A 20,698-nucleotide genomic window follows, 5' to 3' on the forward strand; every position below is an offset into this window, starting at 1 on the left:
GGAGTGGGCGTCGGCCCGGTGGACAGGCTGGTGTGGTCGACCGGCGCCCGGGCGGGAGGGCGTCATCCGGTCCACCACGGTGGGTGGTGGTGTGGTGGGTCTGGTGTGGTCAGTCGCGGGCGGTGGTGACGAGCGTGCGGGTGCCCGGCTCGCGGACGGCGTCGAGCAGTGCGTCCTGGACGGTCTCGGTGGTCGGGATCTGCCAGCCGCACACCTCGGGCTTGACCCGCCAGTGCACGACGCCGTGCTGGAACGGGCTGGGCGGCAGGGTGATCCAGTCGCCCTCGCCGCGCAGCGCGACATCGGGGTTGGCGGCGAGCTCGGGGGTGAGGGCGGAACCGGTGCGGGTGAGGAAGAACCAGCGGTGCTCCGGGGTGGCGATGATCGGCACCGGCAGCCCGACCGACCGCAGCACACCCGCCGCGCGCCTGCCGAGCTCGTCGCCGACCTCGATGGCGTCGTAGCCGCGGCCGGTGGCCAGCAGCAGGCTGTAGGGCTGCCCGGTCCACCAGGTGGCGACCTGCTCGGCCTTGGTGCCCAACCGCTCCTGCCAGTCGGCGTGCACCGGCACGGGGCCGGTGGTGTCCTCGGAACCGTCACGACCGGCCCAGTGGCCAGCGACCGGGTAGGTACCCGGGAGCACCGGCCAACCGCGGAACGCGAGACCGATCGCCTCGGCGCGCAGCTCGACGCGGAACGCTCGCCGCCAGTTGTCCGACCTCACGGTTCCCAACATCTCGGGCACTGCCTCCTCGGGGTACGGGAGCCGGTCCGGCGCCCTACACATGACTCAACGGCATCGAGGACGCTGTACGAAACTCGTCGTCGACAACTGGTCGCTCTGGCGAGGTAAACGACAGGTGAGCCGACCGGAGCGACCAAACTCGGCCAACCGGTCACCCGCACACCCCCGCGAGGTCCACACACGGCCGTACACCGCACCGTCGAGACCCGGCGAGCAGGCCCGTGAGCTGCGAAAACGCCCATCGCCACGGTGGGTGATCAGCGGCGCCACCCGTCCGGCCCAGGCCATCCTGTGATGCCGTTCACCGTCCGGAGCCGACCGCTTGGCCGCCGCTGACCGGACCGGCCCTGGCGACGGCGCGCGCGGCGCCGACCACCGCGACCGGTCGAACGGCTACCTCAACCGTTATGTCCCAGCCGCTCACCGCGCACCGGACGAGCTCCGCGGCCATCCGCTCCGCGACCCACTCGGCCCGCGCGCACGCCTGCTCGACCCCGTCCAGCACGTGGGCTGCCGCGGCGAGCGCGGCGAGATCAGCAGCACCCTCCGCTCGGTGCCGGGCGGACACGGCGCCGACGAACGTCAGGACCATGAGTACCACTGAGAGCAGCCCGGTGATCACCCACGCCGCCAAAACCGTCGCGAACCCGCCGTCGCGGTCCGGCGCGCGGATCACGGCGGGACACCGGGTTCGAGCACCGCGTAGGCGGTGACGTGAGTGGGGAACAGCGGGTGGTTGGTGTTCACGGTGACAGCGACCGTGTCCCCGCTGGTGTGGATGGTGATGGTGGCGTCGTTCGGGGCCGAGCGAACCGCGGCCGCTCGGGCTTGGGCGAAGTCGCCTCTTGTCGCCAACCGCGCTGCCTGAGCGGCGGCGTCCAGGCAGCGCACGTGGTCAGCCGCAGCGGCGACCGCGGTGATGGCGAGCAGCAGGGCGGTGACGATGGCGCCGATGACCAACGCCGCCTCGACGGTGACTGATCCGCGTTCTCCCTTCATGGCGACAACGCGTCAGCTATGAGCTTGGTCAACGCGTCGGCCACCGACTGGCTGATGAGGACTGCGATCAGCACACCGGCGATGAGCGACCCGGCCATGACGCACAGGGCGTACTCGATGGACATGGACCCGGTCTCGTCCTGGATGAATCCGTGCACGTGTAGCTCCAGTCTAGTTAGGACAGTGATAGGTGGAACGCCCGCGCGGCCAGCCCGATGACCACGGGCAGCACGCCGACGCAGAGGAAGGCGGGCAGGAAGCAGAGCCCCAGCGGCAGGGTGATGAGCACCCCGGCGCGCTGTGCCCGCGCCTCAGCGGCGTGGTCCACCCCGGCCCGGACGTCGCCAGCCAACCGGCTGGCGACCTCCGCGAGCGCCGCCCCAGACCGCGCGGTGCGCCGGGCAGCCCGAGCGAGGGCCGCCGTCTCCGGACTCTCGACCGCCGTGGCCCACGCCTGCCGGGGATCGGCTCCGAGCGCCAGTTGCTCAGCCACATCGCGCAGAACCGACCCCGCGCGACCGGGTAAGCCCTCGCCCACAGCCAAGATGGCGGTCGGCACTGGCATACCGACCCGGAGGCACGCCGCGAGCATGTCCCAGGTCGCGGCCAGCCGAAGGTCGTCCACCTTGTCCTGCCGCGGCCGGAGGAGCCAGCGCGCACCCCACCACCCCGCGACGCCGACAACGAGGCCCACGACGACACCGCCGACCACCACCCCCACACTCGCCACCGCGACGGCCACGAACACAGGCACCAACCATGTCGGCCTCGTGAACCCGGTGAGGCCCATGACCCGCCGAAACCGCCGCCTCCCCGGCGCGTGCGGCTTACCGACGAGCACCGCCATCGCCAGCAGCAGAACCGCCGCGATCACGCTGACCTCGCTTGAGTTGGAACCGCGCGGGTGGTGATGCGGGTGGTCCAGATGAGGCCAACGGCGGTGAGGAGGGCTCCCAAGGTCAGGGCGGCTTGGCCGAGGAGGGTGGTGGCCAACGCATCGAACGGCCGCGCCCCAGTGGCCTGCCCCAGCGCCAAGCCGACGGCGGGAAGCCCGGACAGAAGGGCAGCGCTGACTTGCGGCCCCGCGAGCCTCGCCTGGACAGCTCGACTGAAGCGCGCCCGATGAGCCAAGTCCTGCGCGACGGCGGACAAGGTGGTCACCAACGGCACACCGTGACGAGCAGTGAGGTGCCAAGCCTGCCGAAGCTGAAAAGGCCCAACATCCGACTCCCCACCCAACCGCGACGCTGTAGCAATCAGCCGCAAGGTCTCCGCCGCCGCCGAGGGAGCTTCCCGCGCGGCCTGCTCCGCGGCGGTGACGGGATGCGCACCAGTCGCCAACTCGGCCACGAGGCCAGCCACAGCCTCACTGAGCTCCTCCAACTCGGCCAACTGCCCTTTCTGCCGCGCCCGCAACCGCCGCCGGTAGCAGAGCGCAACCCCAACCAGAGCAGCCGCAACCGCGCCGCCGATCCCCAACAACATCCAGCCGCCAACGACCCCCAGCATGACCAAGAGCCCGTCAGACTTGGGCCGCCGCAACCGATGCCGGGCCGGGACTCCCGCCAGCCGCCGCAACCGACGCCCAGCCCGGCTCGACGGCCAGGCCAATGCCGCCAACGCCAAGAGCACTAGAACCACGGCACACCCCGCCACCCACCACTCCGACCCGCACTCCTGGCGATGCGGCTTCCACGCGCCAGACCCCCGGCGAGTTGCGGACATCGCGGCGCAGGGCGAACAAGAGAGGACGGCGCTAGATCCCGGCGCCTGCTTTGCTGACGAAACAAGGATGTGACGCGAAAACGGCGATCTCGGGAAGAGATCGAGTCGGCATGCGCTGCCGGAGACGAAGACGGTGCACCGAGCCTGTGTGGGGGGCGGTGTTGATCGGCGGTGGTGAGTTGGCGGTGGTGTGGCGACCGAGCCGGAGACAGGGGCGTGGGGTGGGTTATGACCATGGGATGCCTCTGGAGGTGAGTAGGGCGGAGAGGAGGGGGCGGTGTTGGGTCCAGGTGCCGGATTTGTAGACGGTGCGGGGGGTTGGGGTGAGGATGGCGATTTCGGTGAGGGAGCGGGTTGGGGTGCGGTGCATGTGGAGGATCACGTGGATGGCGGCGGTGAGTTGGGTGTGCAGGGCGGCTCGGTCGAGGCCGCCGAGGGCGGCTAGGGCTTCTAGGCGGGCGGGGAGTTCTTGGGGGGAGTTGGCGTGGACGGTGCCCGCGCCGCCGTCGTGGCCGGTGTTGAGGGTGGTGAGGAGGTCGATCACCTCGGGGCCGCGGACCTCGCCGACCACCACGCGGTCGGGGCGCATGCGGAGGGCTTGGCGGATGAGGTCGCGCAGGGTGACCTCGCCCGCGCCCTCGATGTTGGGTGGGCGGGCCACGAGGCGGATGAACTGGGGGTGGTCGGGGTGGAGTTCGCCCGCGTCCTCGACGCAGATGACGCGTTCGTGGGCGGGAACGGCGCCGAGCATCGCGGCCAGGAGGGTCGACTTGCCCGCGCCGGTGCCGCCGGTGACGAGGAACGCGAGGCGGGCGGTGATGATCGCCGTGAGCAGCTCGTGGACCTCGGCGTCGAAGGTGCCGAGAGCCTGGAGGTCGGCCAAGCGGTGGTTGGCGGGCCGCAAGACGCGCAGCGACAGGCAGGTGTGGTCGGCCACCGGCGGCAGGACAGCGTGCAACCGAACCTGACCGCCGGGTAGCCAACCGTCCACATAGGGCTGTGCGTCGTCCAAGCGCCGCCCCGCGGCCATGGCCAGCCGCTGCGCGAGCCTGCGGACGGTGGCCTCGTCGGGGAACCGGACCTCGGTCCGGCGCAGGCCCGCTGCCCCGTCGACCCAGACCTGGTCCGGCGCGGTGACCAGGACGTCGGTCGTGCCCACATCCCGCAGCAACGGCTCGAGCGGCCCGGCACCGACGAACTCCTGGCGCAGCAAGGTGAGCGCGGACAGCACGTCCCGGTCGCCGACCACCCCCACCTCGGCCCGCACCGCGTCCGCCACGACGGACGGGGACACCTCCACTCCCCCACCCACCAACCGCCGCCGGACCCGTTCGATCAGGTCAGCGGACACGACTGGCCCCCAACGCGGCCAGGACTGCCTTACTGGCACGGGAGAGAGAGCCGCGCACCGGAAAGCTGCCCTCGTCGAGACGGGTCGGCAGCGCTCGGTCACGGCGGTAGGTGGTGAGCAGAGGTAGGTCTACCGCCTTGGCTATGTCCGGTGGGCGAAGGTGAGCCGGATCGCGAACAACCAACGATGGGTGGATACCTTGGGAGGCAAGGTAGGTCGCGAGTCGACGGGTCGCGGCGGTGGCACGGAGATCGGCAGGCACCACGACCACGGTGAGGTCGGCGCGGTCGAGCGCGGCCCGGGTCGTCTGATCCGGAGCACGCGGGAGGTCGCACACCACCGTCTCCCCGGCCCGCTTGCCCGCCTCCATGACGGCGACCACCGCGTCCGGCGACGGCCCCGCGCCCTCCCTAGCGCCCGAGAGCAACGTCAGCCGTGACTTGCCCTTAGTCCTACCCGGCAACGAAGTGTGCAGACTGGACACCGGCACGCGACCGGTGCGCAGCCGGACATCCGGCCAGCGCAACCCGGGCTCGTCTTCGGCGCCGAGCAACAGGTCGAGACCGCCGCCCATCGGGTCGCAGTCGACCAGCAACGCGTTCGTCCCCGAGCGGACAGCCGTGAGCGCGACCGCCGTGGCGAACACCGAGGCACCCGCCCCGCCGCTGCCGCCGATGACCGCGAGCACCCGCCCCTCCGTGCCCGCGGGCGCCTCCGCGACATCGGCGAGAGCAGCGGCCAACCACGGTTCGTCGTCCGGCAGTGAGACGACCCGCTCGGCGCCCAGGCGCACCGCGTGTTCCCAACTGCTCGGCGGTGGTGGGCCCGCGACGACGAGCACGACGCCCTTGCGGCGGGGCAATCCCGCGTCCGCGCAGGCCGCGGCGGCAGGCTCGTCGAGCAGGACCAAGGGCGCGCTCGGCCACCTGGCGCGCACGTCGGGCACCCGATCAGCGCGGTCGGGCTCGGTGGCGGCCGCGGCGCACAGCCGCAGCACGTGCTCGAGAACGGTCTCGTCCCGCAGCCACGCGGTGGGTCGGTTCATGGCTCCTCCTCGTCGTTCGCCGGTGCTGTGACCAGAATCTGGTGAAACTGGCAACGACGGGAAGAGGCCTGGTCAGGCTGTGGATGGCTGGCGGGGTTGTGGACAACTCGGGCACCGCGCAGCGGGTCAGGACAGCGGAGTGTCGGTCGCCTAGGGCAAGCTGGAGGGGGCTGCCTTGTCCCGGAAATGGGACGACCCCCGCCAGGGGGGAGGGGCGGGGGTCGTCAGCGGGTTCAGCCCCGGGGGGTCGGACTGAACCGGCCCGGCTCGAAAGCCGGGTAGCAATACTGTATCCCCTCCACGGCGTTCGATGGCCACATACGGCAGAAGACACCCTGCCGAGTTCCGCAGAGACCTCGCGCACGACCGTCCACGTGCGCTTTCCACGGCATCGGCCGACATCGGGGCAACGGTCCACCGGTGGGCGGCTCCTATGCTGAGCCGGTGAACGACTCCGTCGCGGCAGCGGCGCCCACGTCCGCGCCCGGTCGGGTGGCGGCCTTCTTCGACCTCGACAAGACGGTGATCGCCAAGTCCAGCGCGCTGGCGTTCAGCAGGCCGTTCTTCCAGGGCGGGTTGATCAACCGGCGCGGGGTGCTCAAGAGCGCCTACGCGCAGTTCGTGTTCGCCTCGTCCGGCGCCGACGCCGACCAGGTGGAGCGGATGCGCGCGCACCTGACGGCGTTGTGCGAGGGCTGGGACGTCGAGCAGGTGCGGTCCATCGTGGAGGAGACGCTGCACGACATCGTCGACCCGTTGGTGTACGCCGAGGCCGCGGAACTGGTGGCCTCGCACAAGGCGGACGGGCACGACGTGGTGGTGGTGTCGGCCTCCGGCGAGGAGATCGTCGCCCCCATCGCGGCGATGATCGGGGCGACGCACAGCGTGGGCACCCGGATGGTCGCCGTGGACGGCCGCTACACCGGGGAGATCGACTTCTACTGCTACGGCCCGAACAAGGCGACCGCGATCCGGGAACTGGCAGCGGAGCTCGGCTACGACCTCGCGGCCAGCCACGCCTACTCCGATTCGAGCACCGACCTGCCGATGCTCGAGGCGGTGGGCAAGCCGTCGGTGGTCAACCCGGACCGCGGGCTGCGCAAGCTGGCGGTCGAGCGGGACTGGCCGGTGCTGACGTTCACCAAGCCGGTGTCGCTGCGGTCGCGGTTCCACGCGCCGTCGGGGACGGCCGTCGCGGTGACCGCGATCGGGCTCGGCGCGGTCGCCACCGCGGGTGCCGCCTGGTACGGACTGCACCGCCGTCGAAGGAGATGACCGGATCCCGCCCGGTACAAGGGATCTCCACCGGGGCAGGCGAGGCAGCCTACGCTCACGGGCAGTCGCGGTCGACGCTTTCGCAGACCTTGACCGGTGCACACGAAAGTGCCCTTGAAGTGACCTTCGCCACTGGGTAGAAAGGTGGTGCGGACCCCGAGTCGGCCAGGGACGGAGCGAAGAGAAGCTCCGATCCACCCCGAGCGGGCTCCGTGCGCGATCACCGGAGCACCCACGCGCAGCACGCCGCGGGAGGCATGTCGTCAAGGGACTGCGTACCGGGACGCCGGACGCCGAGGCCAGGTAGGTACGACTTCAGTTGCACGCTTGGTAACCCGAGTGATTCGCGCCGCGACTTTGGGCGGTCCCGCTCTCCGGAGCGGGACCGCCCAAATCGTTTCCCCGCGTTGACCACCGCTCCCGGCACTGGGTAACTTCACCGTGATGCCCCCGTTTGTGGTGAAGAACTCACAGCATGGGAGACCGCAGTTGTCCACTCGCGCCCTCCGCTGGTCGCTCACCGCCGTGGTCGCCGCGTGTGCCTGTGCCGCAGCCGTGGTCATGTCCCCGCTGGTCGTCGCCCCCGGGAGCGCCCCGGAGGACGGTGCGCGGACCAAGCCGGGGCCGCCGCTGAGCCAGGATGCGGTCATGCACGCCTGGATCGATGCCCGGTTGCGCCGGATGCCGCTCGAGCAGCGGGTGGGTCAGCTGTTCGTGGTGTCCGTCTGGGGCAAGTCGGCGGCCGAGGCCCATCCCACCAACCGGGAGCGCTACGGCGTGGACACCCCCGCCGAGGTGGTCAGGCGCTACCAGGTCGGCGGGGTCATCTACTTCAACAACTCCGGTACCGACAACGTCGACAGTCCCGCCCAGCTCGCGGCGTTCTCCAACGGCCTGCAGCGGGCCGTGCTCAACTCGGCTCCCAACCTGCCGCTGGTCATCGCTATCGACCAGGAGGGCGGGAACGTCACTAGAGTCCCCGCGCCTGCTACCGAGTACCCCAGCGCGATGGCGCTAGGAGCTGGCCGTAGTGCTGCCGACGCGCGGACGCTGGCCAGCGTTAACGGCAACGAGCTGCGGGCGATGGGCATCAACCAGAACTTCGCCCCGGTCGCGGATGTGAACTCCAACCCGCGCAACCCGGTGATCGGTGCCCGCGCCTTCTCCGCGCGCCCGGACCTGACCTCGGACATGGTGACCGCCGAGGTGCGCGGCTACCAGTCCAGCGGCAAGCCGACCGACACCGTGTCGGCGTCGGCCAAGCACTTCCCCGGGCACGGCGACGCCGCGACGGACAGCCACACCGGCCTACCCGCCATCACCAGGACCGCCGAGGAGTGGCGGGCAGTGGACCTGCCGCCGTTCCGAGCCGCGGTCGAGGCCGGGGTGGACTCGATCATGACGGCGCACATCCAGTTCCCGAGCCTCGACCCGTCCGGGGTACCCGCCACGGTGTCGCGGCCGATCATCACCGGGTTGCTGCGGCAGGAGTTGGGCTTCACGGGCGTCGTCGTCACGGACTCGCTGGCCATGCAGGGCGTGCGGGAGATGTTCGGGGACGCCGAGATCCCGGTCTTGGCGCTAGAGGCCGGTGTCGACCAGTTGCTCATGCCGCCCGACCTCGCGTTGGCGCAAGAGTCGGTGCTTAACGCGGTCCGTTCAGGCAGGCTCACCGAGAGCCGGATCAATGAGAGCGTGCGGCGGATCCTTGCGCTGAAGTGGAAGCGTGGGATCTTGACCCAACCGCTGGTGGATGAACGCACAGTCGGTCGGCTGGTCGGGGCGCCGGAGCACAAGGCGGCGGTCCAGCGGTTGACCGACCGCACCACCACCGTGCTGGCGACCGACGGGACGCTGCCGCTGCGCACGACGCCCGGCCGGGTCCTGGTGACCGGGGTGGGCGACACGGGGAACCCCGACAACTCCCCCAACACCCTCGCCGCCGCGATCGCCGTGCGGGGCTCGACGGCGAACGCCCTCCCGACGGGCACGCGACCGTCGGTTGCGACCATCGGCCGCGCGGTAGCCGCTGCCAAGGGCGTCGACCTCGTAGTGGTGCTGACCAACAACCTCGCCGGTAACGTCGAGCAGCGCTCGCTCGTGGCAGGGCTAGTGGACGCAGGTGTACCTGTCGTCGCCGTCGCCACCCAGGTGCCCTATGACGCGGGGTTCGCCAGCGCTCCGAACTGGGTCGCGACCTACTCGTGGCGGGCGGTCTCCCTGGAGTCTCTTACCCGGGTGCTCTTCGGCGAGGCCTCCCCGCGCGGGAAGCTGCCGGTCGACGTGTACCTGGGCAATGACCCGGCGCTGCCGCTGTACCCCTATGACCACGGCCTGACCTGGTAGCCGCCGACCGGCTGCGCGACCCAGTGCGATCGCCCCTGGCGTGGGCATCCTCTTGTTCGACATCGTCGACGCGGGCAAGCGCTTGCGGGAGTGGGTCCCGGTGTATCCGTGAAAGGTGGGGGCGGTGCTCGTACAACTCGGAGCGGCGGTAGCGGTCGTGGCTGTCACAGCGGTAGCGCCAGCGGGCAGGTTCGACCAACCGATGTCCGGCTTCGCACCACCGACAACGGTGCTCCGCGAAGGTAGCCCTCAGGCCGCCGGTCTTGATCCGGCTCCGATAGCGGCAGCCAACGCCACCATCGCGAACAGCCCGCTCTTCCCCGGCGCCGTGACGCTGCTCGTCCACGACGGGGTCATCGTCGATCGGACCGCGACCGGTAAGGCTGTGCGTTACGCGGACGCCACCAACGAGCTCCCCGCCGACCAACAGGTGCCGATGCGGGTCGACACCATCTTCGACGTCGCGTCGGTGACCAAGCTGTTCACCTCCATCGCCGTGCTCGGCCTGGTCGACGACGGGAAGGTGGACATCAACCGGCCCGTGGCGACCTACCTGCCGGAGTTCGGGGTCAACGGCAAGGCCACCATCACCGTCAAGCAGCTGTTGACGCACACCTCGGGTCTGGAGCCGTTCATCCTGCTCTGGCGGGACTACCCGGATAAGGCCTCGCGGATCAAGGCCGTCATGGACCACGCGCCGTCAGCGCCACCGGGCAGCGTCTACACCTACTCCGACCTCAACCTCATCACCCTCGGCGTCCTGGTGGAGCGCCTACGCGGGGAGCCGTTGGACGTCGTTGTCGCTAAGAGGATCACCAAGCCGTTGGGGCTAACCGACACCGGCTACAACCCTCCGACCAGCAAGCGAGACAGGATCGCCGCGACCGAGTACCAAACGGCACCGGCACGCGGGATGGTCCGAGGCGAGGTCCACGACGAGAACACCTGGTCGCTCGGCGGCGTAGCCGGGCACGCCGGGATCTTCTCGACCGCGCGAGACCTCGCCGTCCTAGGGCAGACGATCCTCAACGGCGGTACCTACCGAGGGAAGCGCATCCTGCGGGAGGCCACCGTCCGGGAGATGTTGACCAACCACAACGCCGCCTACCCCGGTAACGCCCACGGCCTCGGCTTCGAGCTGGACCAGCGCTGGTACATGGGCGGCCTCTCCGGCCCCCGGACCGCCGGGCACACCGGGTTCACCGGTACCTCGCTCGTGCTCGACCCGGCGTCGCGGTCCATCGCGATCCTGCTGACCAACCGCGTCCACCCCGTGCGCACCAACGGTTCGATCAACTCCGCGCGGGAGGCGCTGGCGACCGGCCTGTCCAGAGCGCTCGCGGTACGACCGCGCCAGGGTCCAACGGCCTGGTACACCGCGACCGGCGGCGCGACGCTCCTCACTCCCCCGCTGCGGGCGACCGGCCCTGTCACGGTGAGCTTCGCCGCATTCGTCGACACGGACGCGGGCGACAGCCTCGTGGTCGAAGTGGACGACGGCGGGACCTGGCGCCCGCTGCCACTGCGGGTCTCCGGACCGGGCGCGCCAGAGGGGGAAGTCACCGCTTTGTCCGGTTCTGGGCACCGCAGTTGGTGGACAGTCCACGCGATTGCGCCGGTCGGAACGCAGATCACCGTTCGCTGGCGGTTTGTCACAGACAGTCGCTACAGCGGGCGAGGGGTGACACTTGATCGAATCACCGTCACCGACGGTAGCCGAATCCTGCTCAACGGTGAGAAACAACCCCACTTGATACGCCCGCTCGGGTGGGAGCCCAAAACTCGTTGACCTTCGGACGCTAACAATCCGCGTTCGTCCAGCGATGCGGTGGGCAAGCCCCAACCAGGGGCGACGACCGGTACGGACACATTTGGGTAGCGTTGCCGCCAGATGTCATGCACCGTCTTGTACTGCCCTGTAACTGTTAGTAAGTTTCCCACGTGAGTGCGAGTCAAATGACAGCAGAACACAGCGAGTCAAGCCCGTTGGTCCGCATTCGCTCGCTCCTGCCCGGCCTGGCCCGTGCGGAGCAGCGGGTGGCCAAGGTCGTGCTCGACAGCCCGTCCACCGTCGCCAGGCGCAGCATCACCGAGGTCGCCGAGGCCGCGGGCACCAGTGAGACCACCGTGACCCGGTTCTGCAAGGCGATCGGCGTCGGGGGCTACCCCGAGCTGCGGATCGCGCTTGCCGCCGACACGGCTCGCACCGAGGCCCGTGCCGACCGGGACCTCGGGGGTGAGATCGCCCCAGAGGACGACCTGAAGACCGTCGTCGGCAAGGTCACCTTCGCCGACGCGCGCGCCGTCGAGGAGACCGCCGAGCAACTCGACATCGAGGTGCTCGCCAAGGTGGTCGACGCGGTGGCCACGGCGGGCCGAGTCGACGTCTACGGCGTGGGGGCCAGCGCGTTCGTCGCGGCCGACCTGCAGCAGAAGCTGCACCGGATCGGTCGGGTGAGCTTCGCCTGGAACGACACGCACATCATGTTGACCTCGGCGGCGGTCCTCGGTCCCGGTGATGTCGCGGTCGCGATCTCGCACACCGGCGCCACCGTCGACACCGTCGAGGCGTTGCGGACGGCCCGCGAGCACGGCGCGACCACGGTCGCGCTGACGAACTACCCGACCTCCCCGATCGCCGAGGTGGCCGACCTCGTGCTGACCACGGCCGCGCGGGAGACCACCTTCCGCTCGGGGGCGACCGCGAGCCGCATCGCGCAGCTCACCGTGGTCGACTGCCTGTTCATCGGTGTCGCGCAGCAGCACCTGGACCAGTCCATCAAGGCACTGGACTCGACCAGGGACGCCGTCGGCACGCACCGGCTGGAGACGAGGCACGACGGGCGGCGCAAGCCGCGGGAGAACGGGAAATGAGACCGGGTGCGCGGGCCAACCGCGCCGGGGAGGGGGAACTCGGATGACCGTGCCACGCCAGTCGGTCCATGTGGACTCCCCGACCGAGCGGCGCAACCCGCGCACCACGGAGATCGACCGGATGTCGACGCTCGACATCCTGCGCACCATCAACTCCGAGGACCAGCTGGTCCCGACCGCCGTCGCCGCCGCCCTGCCGCACCTGAGCCGGGCGGTGGACATGGCGACCGAGGCGCTGCAGTCCGGGCACCGCGTGCACTACGTCGGCGCGGGCACCTCCGGGCGCCTCGCGACCCTGGACGCGGCGGAGTTGACGCCCACCTACAACGTTCCCGCCGAGTGGTTCCTGGTCCACCACGCCGGTGGCCCGGGGGCGCTGCGGGAGGCCGTCGAGGGCGCGGAGGACGACGAGTGCGAGGGTGCGGCCGAGATGCGCCGCGACGCTCGCCCCGGTGACTTCGTGCTGGGGCTCACAGCGTCCGGCCGAACGCCGTACGTGCTCGGCGCGCTGGCCGAGGCCAACCGCATCGGCGCGAAGACGGCGCTGGTGTCCAACAACCCCGACGCCGCGCGCGCACCCGGGGTGGACCTGGTGATCGCGGTGGACACCGGTCCCGAGGCGATCTCCGGGTCGACCAGGATGAAGGCCGGTACGGCGCAGAAGATCTTACTCACCACGTTCTCCACCGCGGTGATGGTCAAGATGGGCCGGACGTACTCGAACCTGATGGTCAGCATGCGGGCGACGAACGCGAAGCTGCGCGGTCGGAGCCTGCGCATCCTGCGGGAGGCGACGGGTTCCGGGCAGCAGGAGTGCTCGGCTGCCCTGCTCGCGGCGCACGGGGACCTGAAGGTGGCGATGGTGCACCTGCTGTCCGGTGTGGACGTCATGGACGCCTCGCGCGCGTTAGCCCAATCCAGCGGCCATGTCCGACGGGCGCTAGGGCTGCTTGGCGCGCACGCGTACTAGTCCACGTTGGATCAGCCTGCGGCTTCAGCGATGCTGGTGGCTTCGCGAGCGCCTGCCTCTAGCGCCTGGCAGGAGTAGACGATCCACTCGGTCACGCCTTCGCTAGTGCCAGAGGCGAATCCAACGGCAGTGTCCCGGTAGCGGTTCGCGTCCCGCAGGAAGGCAACTTCCGGCACCGCAAGGCCCTTGGGGTCAAGCCCGGTCCCAATGAGAGTGAGCCGAGCGGCCGCGCGGGCTACAACTCCGTCAGCGGTACCGAACGGAGTTAGCGCCAACAGTTCACCGTGGACGATCGCGGCTAGAACCGGGCCTGGAACCTTTGTGCCCCCGGCGATGAAGCCCGCTAGAAGGTCGAGGCGGCTGGTCACGCCAAGACCAGCCCGAGGGCGACCGAGCAAGTCTTTGTCAACGAGGTCGGCGGCGGCTAGGACGTGCAACCGCGCTAGAGCCTGCATAGGCGCGCGTTCCCAGGTCGGCAGCAGCGGGCCGAGTGCTTCCGCGACGCGGAGAGAGCCTGCCAGGACGGGGTCGGAGACCTCACCGTCCTCCGGGATCTCGGCAGGACCACCGTCGAGCACAGCGGAGGCTCGGGCAGCGCGCACAGAGGCCTCTGCGGCGGTGGCAGGCCAACCGCGGCGGTTCGTGGGATGGCGGTGGACCTCGGCGACAGCGTCCCTGGCTCGGGCGACGGCGTCGTGGACGCCAGGGAGGTCCAGCAGCGGGGCCAACGGGTCGGTCACCGGTCGCACACTACCGACCAGGGGTTCAGCTCGGGTCCAGGGTGCGCTCGCGGTTCGAACGCGGTCCAGGTAGCGGTACCGCGGGAGTTAGCCGTATCTGGTTGCGACCACCGTCCTTCGCCTCGGCCAAGGCTTGGTCGGCGAACTCCTGCAACGTGGCGAGGTCCGTGCCGTGTTCGGGAGATAACGCTATCCCGCCGGAGATCGTGAACTCGCCGACCTGCTCGGTACGCCCACCTGCCGCCTTCGTCAGCTCGACGGTCATCGACTCGACGGCGCTCCTGATCCGTTCGGCGATGGCCCACGCGTCGGCGCGGGACGTGCTGGGGAGCAGGACGGAGAACTCCTCGCCACCCCAGCGGCAGACTAAATCGTCGCGGCGGACGCTGGTGCGCAGCACGCCCGCGAGCGCCTTGAGGACCTCGTTGGCACCGAGGTGACCGAGCCGGGAGTTGACCTGCTTGAACCGGTCCAGGTCGAACATCATCACCGCGGTGGGGCGGCGGCGGGCCTGGTCAGCGACGAGGGCGAGGGCGGCGGCCGGGTTGAACCCGCGCTGGTTGGCCAGACCGGTCAACGGGTCGTGCAACGCGTCGACCTCCAGCCGGTCCCGCTCTAACTCCAGTTGCTCGATGCGTTGGGTGTGCCGGGTGTAACCGACGACCACCACCGATAACGCCGCCAGCAACAGGCCATACGCGACTCCGGCACCCCAGGCCGCGATCAGACCGAGACAGAGCGTGATCGCCAGGTCCGCGTTCTCCTTGCGGTTGCCCAGGATCGAGACCCACGACCAGTCACCGCGCAACCCGCGGGCGATTCCGATCACGACTGTCTGCGACAGGTAGTACACACCGAACGCCGCGGCGACGGCTGCGGTAGCGGCTAGGACCTCGTTCGGCTCGACCCGCGCGCCGCGCACCCAGTTGTGCAGCGGGGTCGCCGTCGCCAGCGCTTGAGCCGCCAACGCGGACGAAGTGATGGCGAATGTCGTGAACACATAACGTCCGGGGGGTTTCCGCGCGATGAAATACCGCCGCACCCGGATGACAAGCACGAGCGCGACGACCAACGGAATCGGAAGCACGAGCGCACCCGCGCACGTCCATACGCCCGTGTGGTCGATGTGCTCGCCCGACAAATGCGCGGCCCTGCGTCGTTCTTCCGCCGGTCGGGTTGCCTCCATGTGCAGTATCGCGAAGGCGGTGAGCAGCGCGAACAGCCGCATCGACAGGGAATCCGGCCATCCGGCCGACACCGCGCCGAGCACCGCCCATGCGAAGATCGCCACCTCGGTCGCCACGATCCACGCGAAACCGGAGGTGGTCGTGTGGGCTAGGAGGTCGAGACCCCTTATCCGCCGCGGTAGGGGGATGCCGGACAAGCGAGAGCCCTGGGGACTTGTCAGACTGGGCATTGTCCCCCTTTGCGACAGACGGGACACTGAACGTGACCCGCGGCGGGCGGGGTACGTTCGGTCCCCCCGGACCCGATAGGGAGGTAACACCGTGCGGAACCGCGAGTACTGAACCGACCTGATCTCGTAGACCCAGTGGTCCGATCCCCCGAGGAGGAAGCCGCGATGCGCAACAGAGAGTACTGATCCCTGGTCATGCCACCGCCTCCCTCGGTACCGAGGCCCTCCCCTGATGCCAGACGAAGCCCGCCGCCGCGCAGCCTATGGTTCCCACCACACCGGCTGACGCGATGGTCAGCGAAGCGGAACCGAGAGCTTCGGTGAGCAGGCCACCGACGAGCACCGACAGGCCCTGCCCTGCACGCAGGCCTGTTCGGACGAGTCCGGTGGCGCGCCCGGTGACCGAGTCCGGGAGCCGTTCGACGTAGGCCGACTTGGCGAGGATCTGGTAAGCGGCGCCAAGTCCGGACACCGCGAGCAGCAGCGCCGCGACCGCCGGGTGCGGGCGAGCGGCGAAGAACACCAGCGCACCAAGGCAGACCACAGCCAGCGGGGCGATCAGCGCGTGCTGCTCCTCCTGCGGTCTGCCCGCACGGCAGAAGACGTAGGCACCGACGATGAGGCCAAGCGGGTCGACCGCGAGCAGCAGTCCCACCGTCCAGGTCGGGGCGCCCAACTCGTGCACCAGCGGCACCACCAACCCGTGCGGCAGCACCGTCAACGCGGCGAGCAGCGACAGCGTGACCACCGCGCGCCTGCGCCGGTCTGGCGGCAGCACACCGTCCCCGGCGACGGCGGCGGTCCTGGCGGCGGGCCGGGGCCGCAGCCCGAACCGCAGCAGTGCCGCCGCGGCGAGGAACGTCGCCGCGTCGATGAGCAGTGCCTGCGTGGTGCCGAGGAAGCCGACCACGGCCACCGCGCCCGCGAGCCCGACGAGCTGCCCGACCTCACGCAGGGTGGTCAGCCTCGCCTGCCCGGCGGCCAGGTGCTCGTTGCCGAGCAGGACCCTGGCGTGCGCGGTCTGCGCCGCCTTGAACGGCGCCTGCGCGGCCGACTCCAGCGCGACGCACGCGGCGACCAGCCAGATGGGCGCGCCCGGGATCGCCATCACACCCACGAGCACGGCCTGGCTGAGCGCGGCGACGGCCATGACCTCGCGGCGCGGGAAGCGGTCGGCGAGCCCGGACAGCAGCGGTCCGGCGACGACGTCGGGCAGGAAGGTCAGCGCGTAGGTCAGCGCGGTGAGCGCGGCCGACGACGTGCGCTGGTAGACCAGGACCGAGATGGCGACCCTGGCGAGCTGGTCACCGGCGACCGACTGCGCCTCGGCGACCCACAACGCCCGGAACTCCGGGGCAGCCAGTGGTGAGCGCCCACCCATCATCCCCCCACCACGTCGAACTCCCGGCATCTCCTACCTGGATCACCGCCGACCACGGTACGTCCCCACCAGGCTACTTTCCGCAGAATCGGAAGAGGACAGCCGAACGGAGCAGATACCCACTGATCGGCGGAGCCCCGGACCGGGCGCCACTGGTCTATACCTATGCGGTGTCGGACTGTCGGGTGGGCGCCCGGCGCACTAGATTCCTCTCCGACAGCCGGCCGCGCCCGCCGGGGGAACCGGATATTCACCGAGGAGGTCAGGTCCATGACCGAGCAGTCCGGTCAGACACCGACGCTGGACAACCTGTCGACGGAGAGCAGGGTGTTCGCACCGGCGGACGACTTCAGCGCGGCGGCCAACGTCGGGGCGGCGGCCTACGAGCAGGGCACCGCCGACCGCGAGGCGTTCTGGGCCGAACAGGCGGACCGGCTGAGCTGGGACACCCGCTGGGAGCGGGTGCTCGACTGGGACGACGCGCCGTTCGCCAAGTGGTTCGTGGGCGGAAAGCTCAACGTCGCGGCCAACTGTGTCGACCGTCACGTCGAGGCGGGCCTGGGTGACCGGGTCGCCATCCACTGGGTCGGCGAGCCGGGCGACAGCCGCGCGATCACCTACGCCGACCTGCTGCGCGAGGTCAGCAAGACCGCCAACGCGCTCACCGAGCTGGGGCTCGAGGCGGGCGACCGGGTCGCCATCCAGATGCCGATGATCCCCGAGGCGATCTTCTCGATGCTCGCCTGCGCCCGGCTCGGCCTGGTGCACAGCGTCGTGTTCGGCGGCTTCTCCTCGGCGGCGCTGCGCTCGCGCATCGACGACGCCCAGGCCCGGCTGCTGATCACTTCGGACGGGCAGTACCGGCGCGGCGCGCCCGCCCCGATGAAGGACAACACCGACGAGGCCACCGCGCACACGCCGTCCATCGAGCACGTGCTGGTGGTCAGGCGCACCGGCGGCGAGGTCAAGTGGACCGACGGGCGCGACCTGTGGTGGCACGAGGTCGTTGATCGCCAGGCGGAGACGCACGAGGCGCAGCCCTTCGACGCCGAGCACCCGCTGTTCATCCTCTACACGAGCGGCACCACGGGTAACCCCAAGGGAATCCTGCACACCTCGGGCGGTTACCTCACCCAGGCCTCTTACACCCATCACGCCGTCTTCGACCTCAAGCCGGAGACCGATGTCTACTGGTGCACCGCCGACATCGGTTGGATCACCGGGCACTCGTACATCGTCTACGGGCCGCTGTCCAACGGCGTGACGCAGGTCGTCTACGAGGGCACGCCGAACACGCCGCACGAAGGTCGACACTGGGAGATCATCCAAGAGCACAAGGTGTCGATCTACTACACGGCACCGACGCTCATCCGCACCTTCATGAAATGGGGCGCGGACATCCCGGCCCGCTACGACCTGTCCAGCCTGCGGGTGCTCGGCAGCGTCGGCGAGCCGATCAACCCCGAGGCGTGGATCTGGTACCGGGAGAACGTCGGCGCCAACCGCACCCCGATCGTCGACACCTGGTGGCAGACCGAGACCGGCGCGATCATGATCAGCCCGCTGCCCGGGGTGACGCACACCAAGCCGGGCTCGGCGCAGCGGGCGCTGCCGGGCATCTCGGCGAAGGTCGTCGACGACCAGGGCGTCGAGGTCGGCAAGGGCGGCGGCGGGTACCTGGTGCTCGACCAGCCGTGGCCGTCGATGCTGCGCGGCATCTGGGGCGACAACGACCGCTACCGCGACACCTACTGGTCGCGCTTCGCCGACCTGGGCTTCTACTTCGCCGGTGACGGCGCGAAGTACGACGCGGACGGCGACATCTGGCTGCTGGGCCGGGTGGACGACGTGATGAACGTCTCCGGGCACCGCATCTCGACCACCGAGGTGGAGTCGGCGCTGGTGTCGCACCCGACGGTGGCCGAGGCCGCGGTGGTCGGCGCGAGCGACCCGACCACCGGCCAGGGCATCGTCGCGTTCGTCATCCTGCGCGGCTCGGCGAAGCCCGACGACAGCACGGTGAAGACGCTGCGCGACCACGTGGCCACCGAGATCGGCCCGATCGCCAAGCCGCGCCAGGTCCTGATCGTCAACGAGCTGCCCAAGACCCGCAGCGGCAAGATCATGCGCAGGCTGCTGCGCGATGTGGCGGAGAACCGGGCGATCGGGGACACCACCACGCTCGCCGACTCGGCGGTGATGGACCTCATCAGCACCGGGCTGAAGTCCACCACCACCGAGGACTGACACCGCGCGGACGCCCCTCGCCCGGCTACCGGGTGGGGGGCGTTTCCGCGCGCAGGGTCGCGAGCAGCTCGGTCATGGCGTGCATGATCCGCTTCATGGCCTCATCGATGGTTTCGCGGTCGGTGCCGCTGAGGTCCGATAGGTCTACCGGGTCGCCCGCGACGATGTCGATCGTCTTGCGCGGGAACACCTTCGGGAACTTCGCTGTAGCGGGCAGGAACGCGTGCGTGCCCCAGTTCACGACAGGGATAACGGGCGCACCGGTCTCTAGCGCTACCCGGGCGACACCGTTCTTCACCTTCCGCGACGGCCAGTGGTCCTCGTCGTCGGAGAACCCCGCCTCAGGGAAGAACATCACGCACTCCCCCTTCGCCACGGCTTGCACCGCGCCGAGGTAGGCGTGACGCGCTTGCGCCGTGTTGCGCTCCACAGCGATGTGACCACCGCCCGTAAGAACCCTGTTGACCAACGGGAGGCGCCACAGGCTCGCCTTGGCCAGGTAGCGCGGGATGCGCCCAGAGGCCAACGCGAACGCGGTGACGGTTACCGGGTCAGCGAAGGACAGGTGGTTGGACGCCAAGAGCACGCCACCGGACTTGGGGAGCTTGTCGCCGCCGCGGAACCGCAACCGGGTGAGCACGGCGAGCAACGGCCAGATGAGGTCGATGGCGAGGCTGAACCAGAACCCCCGACCCCGCCGGGGAACCCGGAACATCAACGCGACGGCCCGCCAGGTCGGCAGGGGTTCGTTCGAGTCAGGCACACCACAATCTTCGGTCATCGGACCGACAGGTCTTGGTAGAACCACCCAGGTTGAGCGCAGAATGCCCGGGTGAGCACCGACAGCGACGGCCGCGTCCCGCACGAGGGTGAGCCGCACCACAACGGACTGGCCGGACGGCTGAACTGGTTGCGCGCCGGGGTCCTCGGCGCCAACGACGGCATCATCTCGACCGCCGGTCTCGTCGTCGGCGTGGCGGGGGCGACCGCGGACCGGACCGCGATCATGGCCGCCGGGGTGGCCGGTCTGGTGGCGGGCGCGCTGTCGATGGCCGGTGGCGAGTACGTGTCGGTCAGCACCCAGCGCGACACCGAACTGGCGGCTTTGCGCAAAGAGGAGCGCGAGCTGCGCGAGATGCCGGAGGCCGAGGAGCGTGAACTCGCCGACATCTACGAGCAGAAGGGGCTGTCCCCGGAGCTAGCGGCGCAGGTAGCGCAAGAGCTGACCGCTAAGGACGCTCTCCACGCGCACGCTGAAGCCGAGCTGCAGATCGATCCGGACAACCTCACCAGCCCGTGGCAGGCAGCTTGGGCGTCGTTCCTGTCCTTCGCAGTTGGCGCTCTCATCCCGCTGGTCGCGATTGCCCTACCGCCGGTGGAAGCGCGGGTGTGGACATGCATCGTGGCCGTCGTGCTGGGTCTTGTGCTGACCGGCTACGTCAGCGCTCGTCTCGGAGGCGCACCGGTCGGGCGCGCAGTCCTGCGGAACGTCGTAGTCGGCGTGCTGGCCATGGTGGTCACCTACTTCGTCGGGGTTCTGTTCGGCGTGACGGTGGAATAGCCCGCCACGGGTTAGGCTAAGA

The 20,698-nt window shown here is 70.0% G+C and carries 19 protein-coding genes; 7 read left to right on the forward strand and 12 right to left on the reverse strand.

What is annotated here, in order from left to right; translation table 11 throughout:
- Nucleotides 1–109 precede the first annotated feature (109 nt).
- The 8 genes from LV79_RS03235 to ssd all read right to left on the reverse strand — a co-directional run bounded on the left by LV79_RS03235 (nucleotide 110) and on the right by ssd (nucleotide 5,865).
- Nucleotides 110–736, reverse strand: coding sequence for a bifunctional DNA primase/polymerase (locus LV79_RS03235; protein ID WP_253831856.1), 627 nt, complete (start codon nucleotides 734–736; stop codon nucleotides 110–112).
- A gap of 310 nt (nucleotides 737–1,046) precedes the next feature.
- Nucleotides 1,047–1,421, reverse strand: coding sequence for an Rv3654c family TadE-like protein (locus LV79_RS03240; RefSeq protein ID WP_253831858.1), 375 nt, complete (start codon nucleotides 1,419–1,421; stop codon nucleotides 1,047–1,049).
- Nucleotides 1,418–1,744, reverse strand: coding sequence for a TadE family type IV pilus minor pilin (locus tag LV79_RS03245; protein WP_253831860.1), 327 nt, complete (start codon nucleotides 1,742–1,744; stop codon nucleotides 1,418–1,420). The genes LV79_RS03240 and LV79_RS03245 overlap by 4 nt, the downstream gene beginning before the upstream one ends.
- Nucleotides 1,741–1,902 carry a DUF4244 domain-containing protein gene (locus tag LV79_RS03250; protein WP_253831862.1) on the reverse strand — a complete coding sequence of 54 codons (162 nt, stop codon included), beginning with the start codon at nucleotides 1,900–1,902 and terminating at the stop codon, nucleotides 1,741–1,743. The genes LV79_RS03245 and LV79_RS03250 overlap by 4 nt, the downstream gene beginning before the upstream one ends.
- 17 nt (nucleotides 1,903–1,919) lie before the next feature.
- Nucleotides 1,920–2,618, reverse strand: a complete 699-nt coding sequence (locus tag LV79_RS03255) for a type II secretion system F family protein (protein WP_253831864.1) — start codon at nucleotides 2,616–2,618, stop codon at nucleotides 1,920–1,922.
- On the reverse strand, nucleotides 2,615–3,253 hold the full coding sequence (locus tag LV79_RS03260) for a type II secretion system F family protein (RefSeq protein ID WP_253831867.1): 639 nt from the start codon (nucleotides 3,251–3,253) through the stop codon (nucleotides 2,615–2,617). The genes LV79_RS03255 and LV79_RS03260 overlap by 4 nt, the downstream gene beginning before the upstream one ends.
- A gap of 442 nt (nucleotides 3,254–3,695) precedes the next feature.
- The gene (locus tag LV79_RS03265) at nucleotides 3,696–4,820 is read right to left on the reverse strand and encodes a TadA family conjugal transfer-associated ATPase (protein WP_253831869.1); all 1,125 of its coding nucleotides are present in this window, start codon (nucleotides 4,818–4,820) and stop codon (nucleotides 3,696–3,698) included.
- A complete protein-coding gene (ssd, locus tag LV79_RS03270) occupies nucleotides 4,810–5,865 on the reverse strand; it encodes a septum site-determining protein Ssd (RefSeq protein WP_253831871.1) in 1,056 nt (351 codons plus the stop codon). Before ssd ends, LV79_RS03265 begins: the two co-directional genes overlap by 11 nt.
- Nucleotides 5,866–6,309: 444 nt before the next feature.
- On the opposite strand from ssd, the gene LV79_RS03275 reads away from it, so the two are divergent.
- The 5 genes from LV79_RS03275 (at nucleotide 6,310) to LV79_RS03295 (ending at nucleotide 13,330) form a co-directional block, all read left to right on the forward strand.
- The gene (locus LV79_RS03275; protein WP_253831873.1) at nucleotides 6,310–7,140 is read left to right on the forward strand and encodes an HAD-IB family hydrolase; all 831 of its coding nucleotides are present in this window, start codon (nucleotides 6,310–6,312) and stop codon (nucleotides 7,138–7,140) included.
- A 561-nt stretch (nucleotides 7,141–7,701) separates the two neighbouring features.
- Entirely contained in the window at nucleotides 7,702–9,486 is a 1,785-nt protein-coding gene (locus LV79_RS03280; protein ID WP_253835737.1) for a glycoside hydrolase family 3 protein, read from the forward strand.
- Between the two features lie 124 nt (nucleotides 9,487–9,610).
- Complete coding sequence (locus LV79_RS03285; protein WP_253831875.1) at nucleotides 9,611–11,275, forward strand: serine hydrolase domain-containing protein; 1,665 nt, start codon at nucleotides 9,611–9,613, stop codon at nucleotides 11,273–11,275.
- 167 nt (nucleotides 11,276–11,442) lie between these two features.
- Nucleotides 11,443–12,360: a MurR/RpiR family transcriptional regulator gene (locus LV79_RS03290; RefSeq protein WP_253835745.1), complete on the forward strand. Its 918-nt coding sequence runs from the start codon at nucleotides 11,443–11,445 to the stop codon at nucleotides 12,358–12,360.
- 43 nt (nucleotides 12,361–12,403) lie between these two features.
- Complete coding sequence (locus LV79_RS03295) at nucleotides 12,404–13,330, forward strand: N-acetylmuramic acid 6-phosphate etherase (RefSeq protein WP_253831877.1); 927 nt, start codon at nucleotides 12,404–12,406, stop codon at nucleotides 13,328–13,330.
- A gap of 11 nt (nucleotides 13,331–13,341) precedes the next feature.
- Here LV79_RS03295 and LV79_RS03300 read toward each other — a convergent pair whose 3' ends face one another.
- The 3 genes from LV79_RS03300 to LV79_RS03310 form a co-directional block, all read right to left on the reverse strand.
- Nucleotides 13,342–14,070 carry a Fic family protein gene (locus LV79_RS03300; protein ID WP_253831879.1) on the reverse strand — a complete coding sequence of 243 codons (729 nt, stop codon included), beginning with the start codon at nucleotides 14,068–14,070 and terminating at the stop codon, nucleotides 13,342–13,344.
- 25 nt (nucleotides 14,071–14,095) lie between these two features.
- The gene (locus LV79_RS03305; protein ID WP_253831880.1) at nucleotides 14,096–15,454 is read right to left on the reverse strand and encodes a GGDEF domain-containing protein; all 1,359 of its coding nucleotides are present in this window, start codon (nucleotides 15,452–15,454) and stop codon (nucleotides 14,096–14,098) included.
- 226 nt (nucleotides 15,455–15,680) lie between these two features.
- Nucleotides 15,681–16,868: an MFS transporter gene (locus tag LV79_RS03310; protein ID WP_253831882.1), complete on the reverse strand. Its 1,188-nt coding sequence runs from the start codon at nucleotides 16,866–16,868 to the stop codon at nucleotides 15,681–15,683.
- Between the two features lie 270 nt (nucleotides 16,869–17,138).
- On the opposite strand from LV79_RS03310, the gene acs reads away from it, so the two are divergent.
- Complete coding sequence (acs, locus tag LV79_RS03315; protein WP_253831884.1) at nucleotides 17,139–19,115, forward strand: acetate--CoA ligase; 1,977 nt, start codon at nucleotides 17,139–17,141, stop codon at nucleotides 19,113–19,115.
- 25 nt (nucleotides 19,116–19,140) lie between these two features.
- On the opposite strand, the gene LV79_RS03320 is transcribed toward acs, so the two are convergent.
- Nucleotides 19,141–19,896 (reverse strand): lysophospholipid acyltransferase family protein, encoded by a 756-nt coding sequence (locus tag LV79_RS03320; protein WP_372495256.1) that lies wholly within the window; start codon nucleotides 19,894–19,896, stop codon nucleotides 19,141–19,143.
- Nucleotides 19,897–19,947: 51 nt separating this feature from the next.
- On the opposite strand from LV79_RS03320, the gene LV79_RS03325 reads away from it, so the two are divergent.
- Complete coding sequence (locus LV79_RS03325) at nucleotides 19,948–20,676, forward strand: VIT1/CCC1 transporter family protein (protein ID WP_253831886.1); 729 nt, start codon at nucleotides 19,948–19,950, stop codon at nucleotides 20,674–20,676.
- The last annotated feature ends 22 nt before the right edge of the window (nucleotides 20,677–20,698 follow it).

The organism is Actinokineospora globicatena, from assembly GCF_024171945.1.
Lineage (GTDB): Bacteria > Actinomycetota > Actinomycetes > Mycobacteriales > Pseudonocardiaceae > Actinokineospora > Actinokineospora globicatena.

Excerpts from the sequence above, each read along its gene's own strand:
- LV79_RS03235 (WP_253831856.1), bottom strand. The coding sequence starts at position 736 with ATGTTGGGAACCGTGAGGTCGGACAACTGGCGGCGAGCGTTCCGCGTC.
- LV79_RS03245 (WP_253831860.1), bottom strand. The coding sequence starts at position 1,744 with ATGAAGGGAGAACGCGGATCAGTCACCGTCGAGGCGGCGTTGGTCATC.
- LV79_RS03260 (WP_253831867.1), bottom strand. The coding sequence starts at position 3,253 with ATGCTGGGGGTCGTTGGCGGCTGGATGTTGTTGGGGATCGGCGGCGCG.
- ssd (WP_253831871.1), bottom strand. The coding sequence starts at position 5,865 with ATGAACCGACCCACCGCGTGGCTGCGGGACGAGACCGTTCTCGAGCAC.
- LV79_RS03280 (WP_253835737.1), top strand. The coding sequence starts at position 7,702 with ATGTCCCCGCTGGTCGTCGCCCCCGGGAGCGCCCCGGAGGACGGTGCG.
- LV79_RS03290 (WP_253835745.1), top strand. The coding sequence starts at position 11,443 with ATGACAGCAGAACACAGCGAGTCAAGCCCGTTGGTCCGCATTCGCTCG.
- LV79_RS03295 (WP_253831877.1), top strand. The coding sequence starts at position 12,404 with ATGACCGTGCCACGCCAGTCGGTCCATGTGGACTCCCCGACCGAGCGG.
- LV79_RS03310 (WP_253831882.1), bottom strand. The coding sequence starts at position 16,868 with ATGGGTGGGCGCTCACCACTGGCTGCCCCGGAGTTCCGGGCGTTGTGG.
- acs (WP_253831884.1), top strand. The coding sequence starts at position 17,139 with ATGACCGAGCAGTCCGGTCAGACACCGACGCTGGACAACCTGTCGACG.
- LV79_RS03320 (WP_372495256.1), bottom strand. The coding sequence starts at position 19,896 with ATGACCGAAGATTGTGGTGTGCCTGACTCGAACGAACCCCTGCCGACC.